Source organism: Leptolyngbya sp. AN10 (assembly GCF_050565645.1).
Taxonomy (GTDB): Bacteria; Cyanobacteriota; Cyanobacteriia; order Leptolyngbyales; family Leptolyngbyaceae; genus Leptolyngbya.
Window position 1 is genome coordinate 1 of record NZ_JBNXVP010000027.1, and the last position, 18,376, is coordinate 18,376.

Sequence of the window (18,376 nt, forward strand, 5' to 3'; positions counted from 1 at the left end):
AGTTGCATAGGATTGCTTTTTGTGTGGAAACTTGAGCATCTCACAATTTGCCCCGCTCAAGTTCCCTTCTGTCTCATTGAGACTGCCGCTGTATCAACCTTTTCAAGACTTTTCTACATCACTAAGGGGCGTGAACTTAACTTTTGCTGCTCGAAGCTTCTCCCGGATTGTCTCTTGTCCCGGTTTCGGAGGTTGAGCAGCGATTCGGGCAATGAGATCGCGATTTTTCTCTTCGTAATACTGACGAAGCTCTTCAGCATCTTTGAGAACTTGCTGATACTCTGCTTCGACTTCTGCACGATGAGCCTCAATGTAAGCGATCGCAGCATTGATTTGATCATCTGTTAGCTCAAACCAGCCCTGAATGAACTTGGGCGGGTAGTGAGCCGTTAGATAGTCCATCACATCGTAGAGCGTGATGCGGGTTCCAGCGATCGATAATCCCCGCTCTGTACGAACGATCGCGCCTTTTTTATGAGATGACGAAATCATATTGGTGTCTTTCAACGTAGAGGCTAGGAGTTTGATATCTGTATCGTAGCGGTGAATACTTGGAATTGAAAGAATTCTGCGATCGCGCCTTTGAACTCTCATGCTGAATGTCAACCCTGCAATTAGAACTCTTGTACTTGGAATTTTACTGCAACTCTTTTCGGGCTGTGTGACCTCTGTTCAGTCATCAAACTTTCCGCCTCAGACAAAATCTAGTCCCTCCAATATGAATCAGAAAACACCTCTGATAGAAATTGCTCAAAACCTTCAACGCTATGAGATTCTCACAGAGCAAGACTATCAAGCTGTCACTGATCAAATCAATCAGGGCAAAGTGACTGATCGTGCAGGCTTGCTAGAGCTTATCAGGCAGCAGATCGATCGACGTGAAAGCCCTAATCCGGATCAACGACGCATCACTGATTATGTCTTAGTCGGTAAGCCAAGTGATTGGGAATCTTATTTTCAGAAATTGAGATTGATAGCAGAACAACTCAAGCAATCAGGTGCAATTAGCGATCGAGTCTATCGAAAACTTCAACGCAGAATTGGGGAAGACATTCAACTCGATCTACAACTCTTTGACAATGCAGCTAGGCTTATGAGAGGTGATGAGAAGCTAGAACTGCCGCAAATTCAGCCTTTTTTGGATGACTTGCAACGTTTGGAATTAATTACTAGCAGCAATCTCACAAAACTGCGACGAGATCTGGAAACAGGAGTAATAGAAGACAAAGAGGATGTCTATCGCTATCTAGAAAACATAAAAATCTTTAATTTGCAGGACTACTCGCGTGATCCAAATGTCTATTTTCCGCAGATTCACCGCGAAGTTGCTCAACTTCTCACAAAAGCCGGTGCAGCGAAGTTAGATACAGCGACTTTTCAGCTTAAATTCATTGACGATGACGAAAACAATACGCTGATATCTACCAGAGTGAATGGCAGAAACTATGAATTCGCCAGCTATTCTTCTCAAGGTGATTTCTCTGGAATGATTGATAACGAGGAATTCGTTTGGCTATTTAACAAAATTCTTCGAGATCAAGGATCTTCGTATCGCGTGTATACTTTGGGATTCTTTGGAAACGTTGGTCCTGATTATTCGCGATTTGCTGTTCTGATTCTGACTGAGAAGCAAGCAAAACAACTACAGCGCTGGGTTTATTCGTATTTATCGATCGGGCTTGAGGATCACAGTTCAGCATTTAACAGCGATCGTATTGAATCGATTCTCAGCTTGATGGAAGAAATTGGTTTACTTTCACATCTCACTCCACAGCAGAAAGCAGCAGGAAGACAAAAGATTTCACGTCAATATATCAATTCATCCTATGAAGTGTTTGCAGCTTTCGATGATCTCCTGATTTCGTTTGATTGGGAAACTGGAAACTTAGAAAATCCTTATCAAGCTTTGACTCGGAGATTTGCAGCCGCTTCTCGTGGTGCATTCCAACCGATGCAAATTTCTGATGAGTTTGACTATGACAAGCAAATTGCAGGACAGTCTTTTGTCCTGAGAGGCGTTCGATATAGTATCAAGCTCAAATTTGATGGCGACTGGCTTGATCCGAAGTTCATTAATTTTCTCGATCGAGCCATCACTCAAACAGTCTCCGACGGGAAATTCTATCCAATTTACGCTGAATCAAGCGAAGTAGGCTACCTGTTTCTCAGCGATCGACAGCGACAGATTTTGGAATCAGAAAAGTTAATCAAGCTCAAACCAGACCGATAAGTTGCACTAATTTTCACATTTTAGAAAGAATTGAATCGCAGAATTTCGTTTATAGTATTGTTTGAGTTCAAATTATCACTGTAGCGACATTATGACAAAGGTATCGATCGTCTATTTTTCCGGCACAGGTCACACACACTTGATGGCAGAGGCAATTGCCGCAGGAGTTCAGCGAGTCGAAGGAGCTACCGCAGAATTAATCCGAATTGTCGGTAGCGACATTGTGGAAGGGCGATATCAGAATCAGGAAGTTTTGGACAAATTGAGCGCGTCAGATGCGATCGTCTTTGGATCTCCGACTTATATGGGTGGGATCGCGGCTCAGTTCAAAGCGTTCATTGATGCAGCGAGTTCGGTTTGGTTTGTGCAAGGGTGGAAAGATAAGATCGCAGGCGGATTTACTCATTCTGGAAGTCCGAGCGGTGATAAGCAGGGGACACTCCTGTATCTCGCGATCAATGCTTCTCAGCACAGCATGATTTGGGTTGGAAATTCAGAGGCGAATAATGGAACGGTGAATCGTTTGGGGGCTTATATGGGCGTGATGGGACAATCCACTCCTGATATGAGTGGCGCACCTGCTGAGAACGATCCCAGCGATCAAAAGACTTCGGAACTGTATGGAGAGCGAATTGCGATCGCGGCTCAACGCTGGAAAAAAGCGTAATATCAGTTAGATCAAATAATAATATAGCAATCCTAAATCAGTCGTGAAATCAAGATTGATCGTGCCCCCTAGCCCCCAAGTTTGGGGGAACCGGAGTCTTAGCCCCCAGAATTGGGGGTTTGGGGGCGTTCCCGAATCTTACAACTCAAAACGGATTGCTATAGAACTTCGCTCTTTGAATTCTGATCGTTCAAAGAGCGATCGTGCTTTTAAGTCTAATGATCATGAAACTTCAGTTGTAGAAATCTAACTTCAGTATGAGGCGCAACTTTATAGATTCGGTTTTGTATATCTGAAGTTGAGCAGGAAATACAATGCCAAAGCAGAAAAATATCTACCTTGCTGCGCTGATTTTGTCGATCGTGCTGGCAACGCAACTGACGCTCACCCAACTGCATGTTCGTGGAATTCTATCGGTTGAAAGTTTGTTGCCGCTCATTCGTAGACGTTTCATCACGTTAGAGTTTATCGCCCTCTGTGGCTTGTATTTGTTTTGGCTAATTCGATACCGTCCTGATAAGAGCGCATCTCGCTATCTCGAACTGTTGAAGCCCGCGAGTTTGTTTTTGATACCCGCTTGGATTGCTCATCCGCTGACGAGTGATATTCACTTGTATTTTCAGTACGGCTTGATGAGCTTGTACCGCGTCAATCCCTACCTTACGAATGCGGTCGATTTTGAGTCCGTGATGAGTACGTTTTTAGATTGGACTCAAACTTCGACTTATGGAGTGGTTTCACTGTTCATTTTCGCCATTCCTGCGAAGTTCGTTGAGACGAATGTTTATCTCGGTGTTTATATTTTCAAACTCATCTGTGTCTTTTTTCATATTCTGAATGGCTATCTGATTTGGAGAGCACTAAAAGCAACGAGTTATCGACACAAGGTAACATTGGCATATTTACTAAGTCCTATTGTTCTCTTCGAGCATGTGATCGAAGCGCACCTTGATGTGATTTTGTGTACGGTCTTAATCGCGATCGACCAACTTTTCAAAACTCGGCGCTATCTTCTCGGTCTGATCGCCGCTGGAGTTGGATTTCTGACCAAAACATTGCCAATTATTTGGATTCCACTGCTTGGAGTGTTTCTGATCCGCGAAAGACGCTGGAAAACGATCGTTAAATTCACTCTCATTTGTGCGATCGCAGTTTTAGTTCTGTCTCTCACGGTGTTTCCTACGATCGCAACTTGGATAAGTGTATTCAATCCAGGAGTCGATGGACTGACTGCTGGATCATGGCACGCATTGGTTAGAGGCATTTTGGTACGGACTCAAGGAACCTTACACAGTGCCAAACAATGGATTGTACCCGGTTCGACTCAAGCCTTGATTTGGACTTTATTTAATCGGTTTACTTTGCTGTTATTTGCTGCGTTCTATGGCTTGACACTGTACCGAATCTACCGAAATCGCGGCATCTTAGAAAGTCAATTGATGGTGAAAATCGGCTGGGTTACATTCGTGTTATTTGCGTTTGCGACCGCATGGTATCAACCGTGGTATGCAACGATTCTTTTACCGATCGCAGCATTGAACTTACAACAAGCTCCGTTTTTTGCAATCCTTAGCTTTGTCTTTGCAATGGTTAGCTCGATCACGAATCTTGCGCTTGGATATGGAACAAACTTAGCTGGACTTTTAGCGGCAGTTTTAACGATGGGATCAGCGATCGTGATGTTGCTCATGCGATCGAGAATCATGGCATGGATTGAGTCAGAATCTCCGCGTGAAACTGGACGTGTTCTTCAAGAAATGAAGCAATGAAATAATAGCTATGATCGTAGCCTTCTTGAAATCTTAGGGTTAAAGGTTGTCCAACCGATTCACAGGCTTTTTGGAACACTTCGGGCAAGAGTTGATCGGCTAGAAACTTATCACTTGTTCCTTGATCAATGAGAATCGATCGAGGAAATTGACTCATCTGAACTAGCTCAGTTGCATCATACGATCGCCAAACTGATCGATCTTGTCCTAGATAGTTCGAGAACGCTTTCTCTCCCCAAGCACATTGCATCGGGGCACAAATTGGAGCAAACGCAGATACGGATTGATATCGATCGGGATTCTTCAAAGCACAAATTAATGCACCATGTCCGCCCATCGAATGTCCAAAGATGCCTTGTCGATCGTTTACCGGAAAGTTTTCTGCAATCAAACTAGGTAGCTCATCGACAATATAGCTATACATTCGATAGTGTTTGCTCCAAGGATCTTGGGTTGCATCCACATAGAATCCTGCACCTGTTCCAAAGTCCCAATCCTCGTCCTCGCCTGGAATTCCAGTGTTTCTTGGACTGGTATCGGGAGCAACTAGAATCAATCCATGTTTTGCTGCGAACTGTTGCGCTCCAGCTTTCACCATGAAATTCTCTTCGGTGCAAGTTAGACCCGCGAGAAAGTACAACACAGGTAGAGAGCGATCGCTGGCTTGCGGTGGTAGATAAATCGAGAACTTCATCAGAGCATTGCACGAGGTGGATTGATGGGAATAAACCTCGATCGAGCCTCCGAAACATTTGGTTTTACTGATTAATTCCATTAGAACGTCACCACCGATCGAATGACTTCACCTCGGTGCATTAGATCGAATGCTTCGTTGATTTCGTCGATCGGTAAAATTCTAGACACCAGATCATCGATGTTGATCTTGCCGTTCATATACCAATCCACAATCTTCGGCACATCGGTTCTTCCCTTTGCCCCTCCGAATGCGCTTCCTCTCCAAACTCGTCCAGTGACAAGCTGAAAGGGTCTAGTACTAATTTCTTGCCCTGCACCTGCGACCCCGATCACAATGCTTTCACCCCAACCTTTATGGCAACATTCCAAGGCTTGTCGCATTACTTTCACATTGCCAATACACTCAAAGCTGTAATCGGCTCCCCCTTTAGTCAAATCCACAAGATACGGCACTAAATCGCCTTCCACTTCACTCGGATTCACAAAGTGCGTCATTCCCAATTTTTCAGCTAGTTCGCGCTTACTCGGATTGAGATCAACCCCAACGATCATATTGGCTCCGACCATTCGAGCGGCTTGAATCACGTTTAAGCCAATTCCACCTAATCCAAAGACAACCACATTCGCACCGGGTTCAACTTTGGCAGTATTGATCACGGCTCCGATTCCAGTTGTAACACCGCATCCAATCAGGCAAACTTTCTCAAAAGGTGCATCTTCGCGAATTTTAGCGACAGCAATTTCGGGCAGCACTGTGTAATTAGAAAACGTCGAAGTTCCCATGTAGTGCAAAATTGGTTCGCCAGAGATCGAAAACCGACTCGTTCCATCGGGCATCACGCCTTTTCCTTGTGTCGATCGAATTGCCTGACAGAGATTCGTTTTGCCGCTGAGACAATATTCACAGTTGCGACACTCTGGAGTGTAGAGCGGAATCACATGATCCCCAGGTTTTACGCTTTTAACTCCTTCGCCCACTTCCACGACAATTCCTGCTCCTTCATGACCGAGAATTGCTGGAAATAAGCCTTCTGGATCTGCACCTGAGAGCGTGTACGCATCGGTATGGCAAACTCCGGTCGCTTTGATTTCGACTAAGACTTCTCCCGCTTTAGGGGGTTCGAGTTGAACCGTTTCGATTCTTAAAGGTTCTCCAGCTTTAAATGCAACAGCCGCTTTGGTATCCATATCGCTCAATCTGGTCGGACTTCCTGAAAGTGTAACGTCGATCGATTTCACTCTGTGACGTAAGCAAAAAATTGACATAATAGAGTCTGCCTTTCTTATGATCAATCTCATGCAGACTAGCGATCGACCTCAAATTTCCCCGGTGTTTTCGGTGGCTCGAATTGCCTCGGTTTCACGCAAAACAGGTGAAACAGATGTGCAAGTGACTGTGAATCTTGATGGAACTGGACAATGCAATGCCAAAACCGGAATTCCATTTCTCGATCACATGCTGCATCAGATTTCATCACATGGCTTGATTGATCTCGATGTGCAAGCGACGGGCGATTTAGAGATCGATGACCATCACACGAATGAAGATGTTGGAATCACGCTCGGAATGGCGATCGCGAAAGCATTAGGCGATCGTAAAGGGATTGTTCGCTTCGGTCACTTTGTTGCGCCGTTAGATGAAGCACTGATTCAAGTGGCACTCGATTTTTCTGGTCGTCCGCATCTCAGCTACGGCTTAGAGATTCCAACTCAGCGTGTGGGAACGTATGATACGCAACTGGTTCGCGAATTTTTTGTTGCAATCATCAATCATGCTCAGATGACGCTGCACATTCGCCAGTTAGACGGAATCAATTCGCATCACATTATTGAAGCGACGTTTAAGGCATTTGCTCGATCGATGCGGATGGCAGTCGAAATTGATCCGCGTCGGGCACATGAAATTCCAAGCTCAAAGGGTGTGTTGTAAATGCGCGGTTGGCAAGTGGTGTTAGGATTGGCGATTTTGCTTGGATCGCCTGTGGTGCAATTAAACAGCGTTACGGCTCAAGAAAGTCTCTGGAAGCGATTTACCTCGCAGCGGGGTCGATTCTCGATCGTCATGCCCGGAACTCCAAAAGAGCGCAAAGAGGGAAACTTAACGCTGTTTGAACTGATTCGAGATGACGAACGAGTGCGCTATTCGGTGAGTTATCTTGATTTGCCTGTCGCTCCAGGAAACGATAAGAGACTCCAGAATGAGGTCTATGACGGGGTGCGTCGAGGAGCCGCGAAGGATAAAGCGGAATTAATCTCTTTTCGCACGATTCAACTGGGAAGCTTTCCGGGTCGGGAAATGAACTTTAAGTTGCCCGATGAGATGGTGGCGCGATGGCGCGTTTACTTAGTGAATCGGCGGGCTTATTTTGTCAGTGTGACGACTACAAAAGACAATCAGGAGCGTGGACTATCGACCAGCCTTAATGTATTTCTCAATTCGTTTCGCCTAGTGGGGAAACCATAACTTTACTATCTGAAAAAGGAAGCTCGATCGTGCCTTAGATCATCATGGAACGATCGAGCCTCTGAACAATCGAACCTAGATCAATTTGATGGCGCGGAACGTAAAGAACAAGGCATACGCAAACGCGATCGCGCCACCCATGATCAAGAAATAAGCTACAACTGAGGACATAAATTTTGTCTCCTAACTTCCTAACAAAACTATACAGAAAAATGGAGGTCGGTTGATAGAATCAACTTCTACGCCGTTTTTGAGACCCATTCATGCCGTCTGTTATTCCCGTTTCGCTGCCGCAGAATTCGTATGAGATTGTGATTTCGTCGATCGCTGAAATTGGAGATCGAATGCAAGCGCTTCCTAAATTGGGCAAAAAAGCGATCGTGGTCTCCAATCCCGCAATTTTTAAGCACTATGGACAGACGGTAATCGATTCTCTAACGCAAGCTGGATTTACCGTGAGTTCGTGCATTTTGCCTGCGGGTGAACGATACAAAACGCCTGCAACCCTGCAAAAAATCTATGATGCAGCATTGGAGAATCGGTTAGAACGATCGTCGGTCATGGTCGCTCTGGGTGGTGGCGTGATCGGAGATATGACTGGATTTGCAGCGGCAACTTGGCTCAGAGGAATTTCTGTGGTTCAAATTCCAACGACGTTACTTTCGATGGTAGATGCAGCGATCGGTGGAAAAACCGGAGTCAATCATCCAAATGGGAAAAATCTCATTGGTGCATTTCATCAGCCACGACTAGTTTTAATTGATCCGCAAGTTCTGAAAACATTGCCTTCAAGGGAATTTCGAGCCGCGATCGCAGAAGTGATCAAGTACGGAATTATCTGGGATGCAGAATTATTTGAAAAGCTCGAACAAGCGAAACGACTCGATCAAATTCGAGCAGTAGGCGATCAATTGGTGAATGAGATGTTAGTGCGATCGGCACAAGCGAAAGCCCATGTCGTGAGCAAAGACGAGAAAGAATCAGGCTTACGAGAAATTCTGAACTATGGACATACGATCGGACATGCGATCGAGAGTCTGACAAATTATCGAGTCGTGAATCACGGAGAAGGAGTCGCGATCGGAATGATGGCAGCGGGACTGATTGCTGTAGAAATGGGGCTTTGGGATCAAGGAGAATGCGATCGACAAAAAGAATTGATCGAAAAAGCAGGCTTACCGACTCAGATTCCGACCGAATGCGATCGTGCTCAAATTCTTCCAGCCTTGCAAGCGGATAAAAAAGTCAAAGACGGAAAAGTTCGATTCGTTCTGCCACGTCAGATTGGAACGGCGATTGTAACGGATCAAGTTGAGCCAACCACTATCCAAACGGTAATAGAACGAATGTAGCGTTTTAGAATTTGATCAAGATCATTAAGAAGTCGTTATGAACTTCACGGAAAATATCATTAAATTCCTCCTACAGTCGGTAGGTAAATCAGGGAGAAAGGTTTAGAATTCAGGGAATAACCGCTACTCCCCAAATTAATCCAGTGTCAGTTACACGGTTCCTTCGCAAAAATGGCTTGATGCGTCGTCAATCTTTTCTTGCCGTCATGGTCTTCCCTGACGAAGCCTCTGTGTTTCAAGCTTATCGTCTGCTCCACTATCACGGCATTTCCCCTGAACATCTCGCGATCGTCGGGACTGGTTACAGTCATCCCGAAAGTGTCGGTCTCATGAAACCGATGCAGCTTGCTGTCCGAAAAGCTCGATTCCTCTGTCTCACGCTTGGAACATTAGGCGCGATCGCAGGTGCGATTCTGCTGGTTGCGGGTCATGCAGGTTGGCTGACCCTCGCAGAATTCCGAAATCCGCTGTTAATTCCTGCTTTATCGATTATGGGCGGTTTCTTAGGAGCGGTACTGGGAGCATTATTTGGCTTATTTGGGGAAGGAACGACTGCCAGTATTTATCGGCATCATCTCGATCGCGGTCAGTATCTCTTGATGATCGAAGGATCAGAACGGCTCGTGCGCTGGGGGCAAGAGATTTTGAGCCATTATTCGACTTCGAGCAGCTTGTATTAGATGACGACCGAGTTCGATCGAGCGATGATGCAGCGCTGTCTGGAGTTGGCAAAATCCGCGATCGGGCGGACGGCTCCTAATCCAATGGTTGGCTGCGTGATTGTGTCAGAAGGCGACATTATCGGGGAAGGGTTTCATCCGAAAGCGGGAGAACCTCATGCGGAAGTGTTTGCGCTAAGACAAGCGGGAACGCGATCTCACGGTGCAACTTTATATGTAAATTTAGAGCCTTGTAATCATTACGGTCGAACGCCGCCTTGCTCGAAAGCGATCGTTGAATCGGGATTAAGCCGCGTTGTGGTGGGAATGGTTGACCCAAATCCAAAGGTTGCAGGAGGCGGGGTCGCAACGCTCAGAAATGCGGGAATCGAAGTTACCGTTGGCGTTGAGGAGACAGATTGCCAAATTCTGAATGAAGCCTTTGTACATCGAATTTTACACCGTCGCCCATTTGGAATTCTGAAATACGCGATGACGATCGATGGCAAGATCGCAACAACGACTGGACATAGTAGCTGGATCACTGGAGAAGCTTCTCGACACCAAGTGCATCAACTCAGAACCGCGTGTGATGCGATCGTGATTGGGGGCAATACGGTTCGACAAGATAATCCGCATTTAACCACACACGGACTTTCTAAGCACCAACCGCTGCGGGTGATTATGAGTCGATCGCTTGATTTGCCCTTGAATGCAAATCTTTGGAATACCGAGATCGCTCCGACGATCGTGTTTACTGGCATGAATTCAGATGAACCAATGCAAAATCATCTCACTCAGCAGGGCGTGGAAGTGGTGAATTTAGAAGCGTTAACGCCTGCTAGAGTCATGTCAGTTTTGTACGATCGCGGATTGAATACGGTGCTGTGGGAGTGTGGCGGAACATTAGCAGCACAAGCGATCGCGGATGATTGTATTCAAAAAGTTTGGGCGTTTGTGGCTCCGAAGATTATTGGCGGGATTTCGGCTCCAACCTCGATCGGGGATTTAGGATTTGAGAAAATGACCGATGCGATCGAGTTAACGCGAGTGACTTGGAGAGCGATCGACTCGGATTTATTGATCGAGGGATATTTAGACCGGAACGGCTAGGCGATCGGATGCCAAATCCCGAATCAGCGTTAGTCTGGAATAGAGATAGCTTGCGATTTGTGTGGTTTCTTCCGAGTTGAGTGGCGGAGAGGGGTGAAACTGCCCCAGAAGAGCCTGAACGAGATGAGTGTCATCGAGATTCAGTAACGAAGCGGCTTGAGTCGCTTCCACGACTGCCCAGACTTGACGAAGAAGACTTGGATTCATAAGTGCAATTGGTGAGTTAGGTTCTCTTACCATACTGAATTCGACTCGGTATGCACTTTTATCTTACAACCCGAAACAACAGTTATTAAAAGATCATTAAGAAATCACGTTCTTTTATTTCTTTAGGCAGATCTAAGTTTTCCATGACACAACCCCTCACTCCGACAACTCCCGAAGACGCAATTTCGCTTCAGCAAGAATTACGCAAGCTCGTGATTCAAACGGATGATTTTGGCGCAGTGCAGACGGTTGCAGGGGTCGATGTGGGATTTGAAGAGGACGATCGAATCGCTTGTGCTGCGATCGCGGTTCTCCGATTCCCAGATCTAACCGTTGAAGAATCCGTGATTGTTCGTCGTCCAATCCCGTTTCCTTATATTCCAGGCTTACTCGGATTTCGAGAAGTGCCGATCGTCATGGAAGCCCTGGCAACATTGAAAACGCAGCCAGATTTACTGATTTGTGATGGCAATGGATACATTCATCCTCGTCGCTGTGGGTTTGCTTGCCATCTGGGAGTCGTCAGCGGTCTACCTGCGATCGGAGTCGCGAAAACGCCGTATCTAGGAACTCATGCGCCTGTAGGAGACGATCGAGGAGCTTGGGAACCGATTTACGATGCGGGTGAAATCCTTGGCGCAGCGGTTCGGACTCAAGCGAATGTTAAACCTGTGTATGTCTCGATCGGGCATCGGATTTGTTTGAAAAGTGCGATCGACCTCGTTTTGCAATGTTCACCAAACTACCGTCTGCCCGAAACAACTCGTCAAGCGGATCAACTTTCTAAAGGAAATGCACAACCGATTGGACATTAGAATCAGGATGTAGCACGATGTATTACAAAATTTCCGCGTACCCTAACGATTCAGAGCCTACATCCCAGCACGAATAGTAACCTTGTGAGCTTCGATCTGTGTTGGAACTTCTAAGCGATCAAACAGTTGATCGATCACAACCTCTGGCACTGGCTTCAATCGTTGAGCGTTTTGCTGAAGGATCGTTTGCCAAGGGGCTTCAAGATAAACGATCCGAGTCCGAGCACGATACGATGCAAAGAGATCAATCAATCCAGAGCGCAACTGCTGAGAAATGTTTGTTGCATTCCAAACGAAAGAAGTCTGCGATCGCAGTTTCTCTTTTGCTGCTTGTCTCGCGGCTTGAATGACGACGCTCTGCTCCCCTTCAGGAGAAACATTCAGTTCCTCTCTTAGTCGATCGAGCGAAATCACTTCATAGTCTTTTGCATGATGCTCGATCCAGTGATCTTTCCCAACCCCTGGTAAGCCCGACATTAGAATCACTTCGCAGCAAGTATCATCAAATGCAGCATAGCTCGGATCACGGTCTTCCTTGCGGAAATACAAGAATCGACTGTGATCCGAAGCAAACGATCGAGGAACTTGCCAGCATTCATTTTCTTGGCAGAACTCGCGAAAGAATGCGATCGCATCAAACAATCGATTCTGATCCGCGCAAATTCGCCCCCGCACGTCCGCTTCTGCCATCAATGCCAACCAATCACATCGGCTGATATAACTAGCAGCAATTACGGCACGTTGTGGATTCGGTTTATCCCAAAACCAGAGCGGTAAGCTACCGAGTTGTACGATCGAGACAATCGATTCTCGAATTGCAAATGGAGCTTCGAGATCTCGTAGAATCCGCCGAGCAAGTTTCACTCCTTGTCGCACATGACCTTTACTGGTCAATTGACCGTCAATAATCTGTGTTGCTTGCGGTTTTGCCACATCATGTAACAATGCTGCTGCAAATAAAATCGATTGTTCAACGCGAGAAAGTTGCTGCCATCCAGAAAGAGAAATCAAAGCTTCACACACGAGTTTTGTATGAGTTAGAACATCTCCCTCTGCATGATAGAGCGGATTTTGACTGCAATTCGCCAGCAATCGCAGCCAATCAAATCGATCGAGTAAAGTCGTCCAATCGATCAATTGATTCACCTCTGGACAGCCTGGAAAAATCCAATTTGTGTTCATAGCGCAAACAGATCAACATCTGCCCGTAATTGATTCGGAACAATCGGACGACTCAGCCAATGGCTTTCCGATTGCAAAATAGTCGTCAGAAAGTCCGCTCGCACATACTTATATCGTTCGATCGTCCAATCAAGCGATTCAACTTTAATGTACAAGCCTTCCATCAATGCACTCTGATTGGTTTGCTGAAGAGTGAGATCCACGGATAGTTCTTGTTGCTCACACACTTGTTGTAAGCGATCGAGATGTCCAGTTCGGATAAAGTGCGATTGTTCAAGCAATCCGACCAGTTGTTTATACGATCGTAGTTCTCCCGCAAATAGAATCGGCACAGAAACCAGCGGCAATCCGGTCAACAAGTGTTGGCGTTGAACTGTACTAAGGAACTGTTCCTGAGCTAAATCGAGGACATCATATTCTAGGAAATAATGAGGCAAAGCATCGTAAAAAACGGTATGTTTTGCGTACATCCATTCGCCATAGAGAATATATCGATCGCTCAATACATGCCAAAAAGCATCCGCATGAACGGCAGCCCATTGTTTGAACAAATTAAAGTGCCGTTCACGTGCGCCTCCAGTCAGGTAATGTCCCCGACTTTGTAAGCGCAATTGTCCATCTGCGGTAAAACTAATTGCTGCATTCGCTCCATCGACTTTCTCTTCAACAATGACAAAACGATTTGCAATCTGCGTAAACGGAATGCTATTTAAATCTTCGTCTCCCGGTTGCACTCTCGAACCTTGAATGTGCAGCGTTCGGGGATACTTATAGATCGTTTCCATTGCGACTCTCCCAATTTTCAAAAACAGTCCGTGATATCAAATCTTTTGCTTGATATCGGAGCAATTAGAACTAAGGGAAAGTGAATGAGAAGGCGACCTCCAGGGTTTAAGTGTTGCTGTAATACAGCGTACTACAGATATCATTTGAGCGTCAAGCTGGATGATTCAATCTCAGACGAATTAGAAGATCATTCAATACGGCTAATGACCTGAGTTCTAATAGGCAAAATTAGGTTAACTTAAATCTTGCACCAACCTCAGCAAGGAGTGGGCGTTTCGTCCTCTGTGCTATCTCGCCCCAAATCCATTCCGGGGCGGGCGAATGCGATGAGCGAGAGCCTTGAAAATGGCTTATTGAGACTGATGCAAGATTTAAGTTAAGCGTCGAAAGAGAATCCAACATCGTGATTACTTGTAGTATCACCTCTTTCTAAATGAACGCAAATAGGGAATATAATTCGAGAAAGTTTATTGATTCTTTCAAGCTCATGAGTCGATTCTCACTGCTTTCTCTTCGTTCTGCGTTGGGTCTCTGTAGCTTGATTGCGATCGTCGGATTCAATCCACACACTTTCGCCACTGAATCTTCACCAACACAGCGCTCAGAACCGACTCAGCAAAATGTTGATGCAACTTCACCTGCTGCTGCATGCTGGAGATTAACCTACACGCTGAACAATGTGGGGCATCAGAGTCAACTCAATCTCAATCGCGATCGCGGAACGCTTTCAACCACGCTCACTCCTTCAACCGGGCAACCTGACCTGAGACAACAAACCATCAGAATCAGCGATGTCGATACCGATGGCTGGATTCGACGACAACTCTTTTTCTGGCTAAATCGACTGCAACAGCGACAAGCAACCGAACAGGAACTCGCACAACTAAACCAGCAAATCGATCGCGGAAATTTGACCGGAACATCATTAGAAACTGCAAAACAACGAGCGCGATCGCTTCAAGCACTGCTCACCAGTTCCGACCCGCAAACGGTTGTATTATCTCAGATGAAAACGGAAGCCGTACAGCGATTTAAGCAGAGCCAGCAACAAATTGAAGCCCAAACAAAGCAGGCAGAGCAAACGCTTGCACGAGAAATTGAGCAGCGTCAACAGCAAATCATGACCATGCTGCAAGATCCAAAACAGCGAAAACAATTGGACGACCAGCTTCAGCAGATCAATGCTGCCATTCGATCGGGGCAGTTACGCGGAGAGCAGTTGCAACAGGCACAACGAGCACAGCGAGAGCTACAACAGATTCGCAACAATCCGAATAGCATTCGCCAACGCGCTCAGGAATTTCGAGTACAGCAGCTAGAGAGCATTCGCAGCAGTCGGCAAAGCGCGTTAGAACAAGCCCAAGGCGAATTGAGCAAACAGATGCTCATGATCGAGAATGGAGATAATGTTTTAGTGGTTGTAACCGATAGCAATTCGTCCAGTAATCCGGTTCAGCCACAAGCATTTTCTTTGCAGCTTCGGAACAATCAGTACATCGCGCAAACCTGCGATGCAAAAGGTAAATGTGCCCCGATCGCAGTTACCCCTTGCTCTTAAAATTGTACTCGGCGGGCATCTTGTCTACAAATCGCCTGGAAGCTCGATCGATGAAATCGGATAGCGTCCATGTGGCAGATCGAAAGAAGTCGATCGCCAAATTGAAGGAATCCGAACCGGGATACGCCGCCGATGTCGATGCTGCTCAAGCAATTCTTCATACAGTGCTTCCACCTGTGAGATGTTGTTGCTCAAGGTATAACGCTCCTCGACTCGCTGTTTCGCTTTCTGTCCGAGCATTCTCGTCCAACCCGCATGATCTCTAAGCTGCGGCAACAAGGCTCTAAGCTGCGAAGTCACTCGCTGAGTTTCGAGAACAATTCCTGCCTCATCTTCCAGCACTTCACCATCTGCCCCCGCATCGGTCGCAACACAAGCAACACCACACGCCATTGCTTCAAGTAACGAAAGGGACAATCCTTCGACTAAAGATGGCAGGATGAAAACATCAGTGCTGCGGAGAATGTTGACCCGATCGCGCTCATCCGCCAAAAATCCGAGCCATTTGATTCCATGCTCTTCTCCATAAAACGGAATCAACGAAGCTGCTAAGGTGCCATGATTTCCGACGATTACGAGCTTGCAATCATCGCCCATATTTGCCTGTTTCCAAGCCTTGAGCAGCGATTCAACGTTCTTTTCAGGAGCGATTCGACCTTGATAGAGAAAGAGTCGTTTTGCGCCTAATTGAGCTTTGAAAGAAGAAGCTCCGGGCGAGTATTTTTGATTATCAACTCCGTTTGGAATCACCGCGATTTTTTCGGCTGGAACCCCTAATTTAATTAATAAATCGCGTTGAATTCTGGAGAAAATGATTACTCGATCGTACTTCGCCAAGGAGGGTGCATACAGTTGATACATCAGGTGTTGAGTGCCTGACGTGATGTTGCGAAGTTTACGATCGAAAGCGGGGTGAAAGGTCGCAACCAACGGTAAATTCAACGCCTGACAGATTTCCGGCAACATGAAATCGAGCGGCGATAGAGTTAGCGAGGCATGAACAATATCAGGTTTTGGAGTGAGATTTTTAAGAGCTTGCTCTAGAACTTTGGCAGATTTTAAGGTCGGAATTGTATAGATCTGCGATTTATATAAGAACGGAATTTGGATTTCTCTGAGATCAGGAAAATTATCGGGAATTGCTTCTTCCTGGGCAAAGTGGAAGAAGCTGACTTGATGATCACGATCTAGCAGAGCGTTCGTAACTTCTCGACTGTAGGTAACGTTGCCGCAGAACGGCGTTTTTTTGCCAAGCCAAGCGATGTGCATTTCGGTTTAGTAATAGTGACGAGGGGTGCAGGGAAGCTCAAGACCTGAGAAGCGACAGATTTTCAGCGCTTAAGCGTTCTCTTCCTGGTTGTCATCTTGGGTATGAGCAATATACCAGGTTAATGATCCCCCTGCGATCGTCATGGCGGCAAGTGCCAAAAAGACGATTCTCAACCCAAATAGCGTCTCAGAAACTCCTGCTAACACTAACGGCAAGGATAATGCAATGTTCACCGCATTATTTTGCAGTCCGAACACTTTCCCCCGCATATCTTCTGGAGTTTCTTGCTGGATTGTGGTCTGCATCGGAATGCCAATCAATGCCGCAAACGCCCCCAAAGATGCGAGTAATCCTAACGTAATCCAGAGATGCGAATAGAAAAATCCGATTCCGACTAAACACGCTGACATTCCTACAGAGCCGATCGTGCCTAATCGTGCATGAGCAAATCGCTGTCCGAATGTTCCAAGGAGTGTCGCGCCTGCTGCCATGCCAACGCCGCCCGCTGCCAAAAGGAATCCAAACTGCGAGGATTTGATCTGAGGCATGACTTCCGCGAGTCGTACCGCCAAAACTGCCAGTGCCGCGAAAATCGAGAACAAAATCACCAGTTGAATCAGTGCGCCTCTAACGTGAGCGTGTTTTTTAAGAAAGCGCAATCCGTCTTTAATATCTTCCCAAACGTGCGGTTGGTCTTCAGGTGCGATGTCCTGAGTCTTTTCGCCTGTCTTCATCAAGAGCAGAAGAATTCCAGCAATCACATATCCGCCACCGACCAGTAATTCTTTGCCAAAATCGGTTCCGCCCCCAAACCAACCCGCGATCGTATCCGCCAATGCTAATAAAGGTTCACCCACCGCAAATCCAATGATCACCGATGCCATTGCAGTCGTCGTGTACAGGGAATTCGCGGGAAGAAGATGCCGTTTTTCAACGACGAGCGGCATGATCGATTGTTCTGCGGGTGCAAAGAATTGCGTCAAAGTCGAAACAAGGAAAGTTACCACCAAAAGCAGACAAAATCCTACAGGCAAGCCGCCAAAAGTTGTCCATCCTTTTGTCAGCCAAAGCAGAATTGGCAGAATGAAAACGAGCGCTCCTCGGAGTAGATTCGTCGAGACGAGAACGCCTTTTTTCGACCATCGATCGACATACACTCCTGCGATCGATCCAAACAAAATTGCTGGAATCGTAAACGCGATCATGATCGAAGAAACCCAACCGCTGATCGTCTGTCCTTCCGACTGAAATCGACTTGCAATCAGCGCAATCATCAACACCAGATAAACCTTATCCGAGAGTTGGGAAAAAACTTGACCTGACCAGAGCGTGAGAAAGTTCCGATTTTTCAAAACCGGAATAAATCCTTCTGGCTCTTCAGGAGGGGGAGGTGCGACGGGCTTATCCTCTGACACAAATTTTCCTGAACCATTTTCGGGCACATCGCTCCCATTCGATTCGGGGAATAAATTTTCTTTCAGCATGGGAGACGGTGACGGAATCGAGCGACTGGGTGGCTGAGACCGAAATGGCTCAGTGCGTGACGTGAAATCGTGGTCGATCGGGGTGGACATCAGGACGTAATCGGCAGGGGAAGGTCGCATCATG

At 46.4% G+C, this 18,376-nt stretch carries 19 protein-coding genes; 10 read left to right on the forward strand and 9 right to left on the reverse strand.

Annotated elements, in window-relative coordinates; translation table 11 throughout:
* Positions 1-102: 102 nt before the first annotated feature.
* Positions 103-594 (reverse strand): DUF433 domain-containing protein, encoded by a 492-nt coding sequence (locus tag ACQ4M5_RS28800; RefSeq protein ID WP_430679215.1) that lies wholly within the window; start codon positions 592-594, stop codon positions 103-105.
* Here ACQ4M5_RS28800 and ACQ4M5_RS28805 point away from each other — a divergent pair.
* The 3 genes from ACQ4M5_RS28805 to ACQ4M5_RS28815 all read left to right on the forward strand — a co-directional run bounded on the left by ACQ4M5_RS28805 (position 593) and on the right by ACQ4M5_RS28815 (position 4,666).
* Positions 593-2,230, forward strand: coding sequence for a hypothetical protein (locus ACQ4M5_RS28805; protein WP_430679217.1), 1,638 nt, complete (start codon positions 593-595; stop codon positions 2,228-2,230). The two genes, ACQ4M5_RS28800 and ACQ4M5_RS28805, sit on opposite strands and share 2 nt — an antisense overlap.
* A 91-nt stretch (positions 2,231-2,321) precedes the next feature.
* On the forward strand, positions 2,322-2,897 hold the full coding sequence (locus ACQ4M5_RS28810) for a flavodoxin family protein (RefSeq protein ID WP_430679218.1): 576 nt from the start codon (positions 2,322-2,324) through the stop codon (positions 2,895-2,897).
* A 314-nt stretch (positions 2,898-3,211) separates the two neighbouring features.
* Positions 3,212-4,666, forward strand: coding sequence for a hypothetical protein (locus ACQ4M5_RS28815; RefSeq protein ID WP_430679219.1), 1,455 nt, complete (start codon positions 3,212-3,214; stop codon positions 4,664-4,666).
* Here the strand turns inward: ACQ4M5_RS28815 and fghA are convergent.
* Positions 4,599-5,441: an S-formylglutathione hydrolase gene (fghA, locus tag ACQ4M5_RS28820; protein ID WP_430679220.1), complete on the reverse strand. Its 843-nt coding sequence runs from the start codon at positions 5,439-5,441 to the stop codon at positions 4,599-4,601. The genes ACQ4M5_RS28815 and fghA overlap by 68 nt on opposite strands.
* Entirely contained in the window at positions 5,441-6,550 is a 1,110-nt protein-coding gene (locus tag ACQ4M5_RS28825) for an S-(hydroxymethyl)glutathione dehydrogenase/class III alcohol dehydrogenase (protein ID WP_430679305.1), read from the reverse strand. Before ACQ4M5_RS28825 ends, fghA begins: the two co-directional genes overlap by 1 nt.
* Before the next feature lie 97 nt (positions 6,551-6,647).
* Between ACQ4M5_RS28825 and hisB the strand changes: the two genes are divergently transcribed.
* Both hisB and ACQ4M5_RS28835 read left to right on the forward strand, forming a co-directional pair.
* On the forward strand, positions 6,648-7,292 hold the full coding sequence (gene hisB / locus ACQ4M5_RS28830; protein WP_430679221.1) for an imidazoleglycerol-phosphate dehydratase HisB: 645 nt from the start codon (positions 6,648-6,650) through the stop codon (positions 7,290-7,292).
* Positions 7,293-7,826 carry a hypothetical protein gene (locus ACQ4M5_RS28835; RefSeq protein WP_430679222.1) on the forward strand — a complete coding sequence of 178 codons (534 nt, stop codon included), beginning with the start codon at positions 7,293-7,295 and terminating at the stop codon, positions 7,824-7,826.
* 75 nt (positions 7,827-7,901) lie between these two features.
* Here ACQ4M5_RS28835 and petL read toward each other — a convergent pair whose 3' ends face one another.
* Entirely contained in the window at positions 7,902-7,997 is a 96-nt protein-coding gene (gene petL, locus ACQ4M5_RS28840) for a cytochrome b6-f complex subunit PetL (protein WP_430679223.1), read from the reverse strand.
* Positions 7,998-8,089: 92 nt separating this feature from the next.
* Here petL and aroB point away from each other — a divergent pair, with 92 nt between their 5' ends.
* The 3 genes from aroB (at position 8,090) to ribD (ending at position 10,950) form a co-directional block, all read left to right on the forward strand.
* Entirely contained in the window at positions 8,090-9,178 is a 1,089-nt protein-coding gene (gene aroB / locus ACQ4M5_RS28845; RefSeq protein ID WP_430679224.1) for a 3-dehydroquinate synthase, read from the forward strand.
* A 143-nt stretch (positions 9,179-9,321) separates the two neighbouring features.
* On the forward strand, positions 9,322-9,858 hold the full coding sequence (locus tag ACQ4M5_RS28850) for a hypothetical protein (protein ID WP_430679225.1): 537 nt from the start codon (positions 9,322-9,324) through the stop codon (positions 9,856-9,858).
* Positions 9,859-10,950, forward strand: a complete 1,092-nt coding sequence (gene ribD, locus ACQ4M5_RS28855; RefSeq protein WP_430679226.1) for a bifunctional diaminohydroxyphosphoribosylaminopyrimidine deaminase/5-amino-6-(5-phosphoribosylamino)uracil reductase RibD — start codon at positions 9,859-9,861, stop codon at positions 10,948-10,950. It abuts the gene before it with no gap.
* Here the strand turns inward: ribD and ACQ4M5_RS28860 are convergent.
* Positions 10,933-11,157: a hypothetical protein gene (locus tag ACQ4M5_RS28860; RefSeq protein WP_430679227.1), complete on the reverse strand. Its 225-nt coding sequence runs from the start codon at positions 11,155-11,157 to the stop codon at positions 10,933-10,935. The genes ribD and ACQ4M5_RS28860 overlap by 18 nt on opposite strands.
* 143 nt (positions 11,158-11,300) lie before the next feature.
* Here ACQ4M5_RS28860 and nfi point away from each other — a divergent pair, with 143 nt between their 5' ends.
* Positions 11,301-11,972 (forward strand): deoxyribonuclease V, encoded by a 672-nt coding sequence (nfi, locus tag ACQ4M5_RS28865; RefSeq protein ID WP_430679228.1) that lies wholly within the window; start codon positions 11,301-11,303, stop codon positions 11,970-11,972.
* Between the two features lie 57 nt (positions 11,973-12,029).
* Here the strand turns inward: nfi and ACQ4M5_RS28870 are convergent, their stop codons facing one another.
* Positions 12,030-13,154, reverse strand: a complete 1,125-nt coding sequence (locus ACQ4M5_RS28870) for an AAA family ATPase (protein WP_430679229.1) — start codon at positions 13,152-13,154, stop codon at positions 12,030-12,032.
* On the reverse strand, positions 13,151-13,939 hold the full coding sequence (locus ACQ4M5_RS28875; protein ID WP_430679230.1) for an RNA ligase family protein: 789 nt from the start codon (positions 13,937-13,939) through the stop codon (positions 13,151-13,153). The genes ACQ4M5_RS28870 and ACQ4M5_RS28875 overlap by 4 nt, the downstream gene beginning before the upstream one ends.
* Before the next feature lie 488 nt (positions 13,940-14,427).
* Between ACQ4M5_RS28875 and ACQ4M5_RS28880 the strand changes: the two genes are divergently transcribed.
* On the forward strand, positions 14,428-15,498 hold the full coding sequence (locus ACQ4M5_RS28880) for a hypothetical protein (RefSeq protein ID WP_430679231.1): 1,071 nt from the start codon (positions 14,428-14,430) through the stop codon (positions 15,496-15,498).
* A 24-nt stretch (positions 15,499-15,522) separates the two neighbouring features.
* On the opposite strand, the gene ACQ4M5_RS28885 is transcribed toward ACQ4M5_RS28880, so the two are convergent.
* A complete protein-coding gene (locus ACQ4M5_RS28885; protein WP_430679232.1) occupies positions 15,523-16,767 on the reverse strand; it encodes a glycosyltransferase family 4 protein in 1,245 nt (414 codons plus the stop codon).
* Between the two features lie 69 nt (positions 16,768-16,836).
* On the reverse strand, positions 16,837-18,375 hold the full coding sequence (locus tag ACQ4M5_RS28890) for an MFS transporter (RefSeq protein ID WP_430679233.1): 1,539 nt from the start codon (positions 18,373-18,375) through the stop codon (positions 16,837-16,839).
* Between the last annotated feature and the right edge of the window lies 1 nt (position 18,376).

Coding starts and splice junctions, on each gene's coding strand:
- aroB (WP_430679224.1), top strand. CDS start 8,090: ATGCCGTCTGTTATTCCCGTTTCGCTGCCGCAGAATTCGTATGAGATT.
- ACQ4M5_RS28870 (WP_430679229.1), bottom strand. CDS start 13,154: ATGAACACAAATTGGATTTTTCCAGGCTGTCCAGAGGTGAATCAATTG.
- ACQ4M5_RS28800 (WP_430679215.1), bottom strand. CDS start 594: ATGAGAGTTCAAAGGCGCGATCGCAGAATTCTTTCAATTCCAAGTATT.
- ACQ4M5_RS28825 (WP_430679305.1), bottom strand. CDS start 6,550: ATGGATACCAAAGCGGCTGTTGCATTTAAAGCTGGAGAACCTTTAAGA.
- hisB (WP_430679221.1), top strand. CDS start 6,648: ATGATCAATCTCATGCAGACTAGCGATCGACCTCAAATTTCCCCGGTG.
- ACQ4M5_RS28860 (WP_430679227.1), bottom strand. CDS start 11,157: ATGAATCCAAGTCTTCTTCGTCAAGTCTGGGCAGTCGTGGAAGCGACT.
- ACQ4M5_RS28835 (WP_430679222.1), top strand. CDS start 7,293: ATGCGCGGTTGGCAAGTGGTGTTAGGATTGGCGATTTTGCTTGGATCG.
- petL (WP_430679223.1), bottom strand. CDS start 7,997: ATGTCCTCAGTTGTAGCTTATTTCTTGATCATGGGTGGCGCGATCGCG.
- ACQ4M5_RS28880 (WP_430679231.1), top strand. CDS start 14,428: ATGAGTCGATTCTCACTGCTTTCTCTTCGTTCTGCGTTGGGTCTCTGT.
- ACQ4M5_RS28885 (WP_430679232.1), bottom strand. CDS start 16,767: ATGCACATCGCTTGGCTTGGCAAAAAAACGCCGTTCTGCGGCAACGTT.
- ACQ4M5_RS28805 (WP_430679217.1), top strand. CDS start 593: ATGCTGAATGTCAACCCTGCAATTAGAACTCTTGTACTTGGAATTTTA.
- ribD (WP_430679226.1), top strand. CDS start 9,859: ATGACGACCGAGTTCGATCGAGCGATGATGCAGCGCTGTCTGGAGTTG.
- ACQ4M5_RS28810 (WP_430679218.1), top strand. CDS start 2,322: ATGACAAAGGTATCGATCGTCTATTTTTCCGGCACAGGTCACACACAC.
- nfi (WP_430679228.1), top strand. CDS start 11,301: ATGACACAACCCCTCACTCCGACAACTCCCGAAGACGCAATTTCGCTT.
- ACQ4M5_RS28875 (WP_430679230.1), bottom strand. CDS start 13,939: ATGGAAACGATCTATAAGTATCCCCGAACGCTGCACATTCAAGGTTCG.
- fghA (WP_430679220.1), bottom strand. CDS start 5,441: ATGGAATTAATCAGTAAAACCAAATGTTTCGGAGGCTCGATCGAGGTT.
- ACQ4M5_RS28890 (WP_430679233.1), bottom strand. CDS start 18,375: ATGATGCGACCTTCCCCTGCCGATTACGTCCTGATGTCCACCCCGATC.
- ACQ4M5_RS28815 (WP_430679219.1), top strand. CDS start 3,212: ATGCCAAAGCAGAAAAATATCTACCTTGCTGCGCTGATTTTGTCGATC.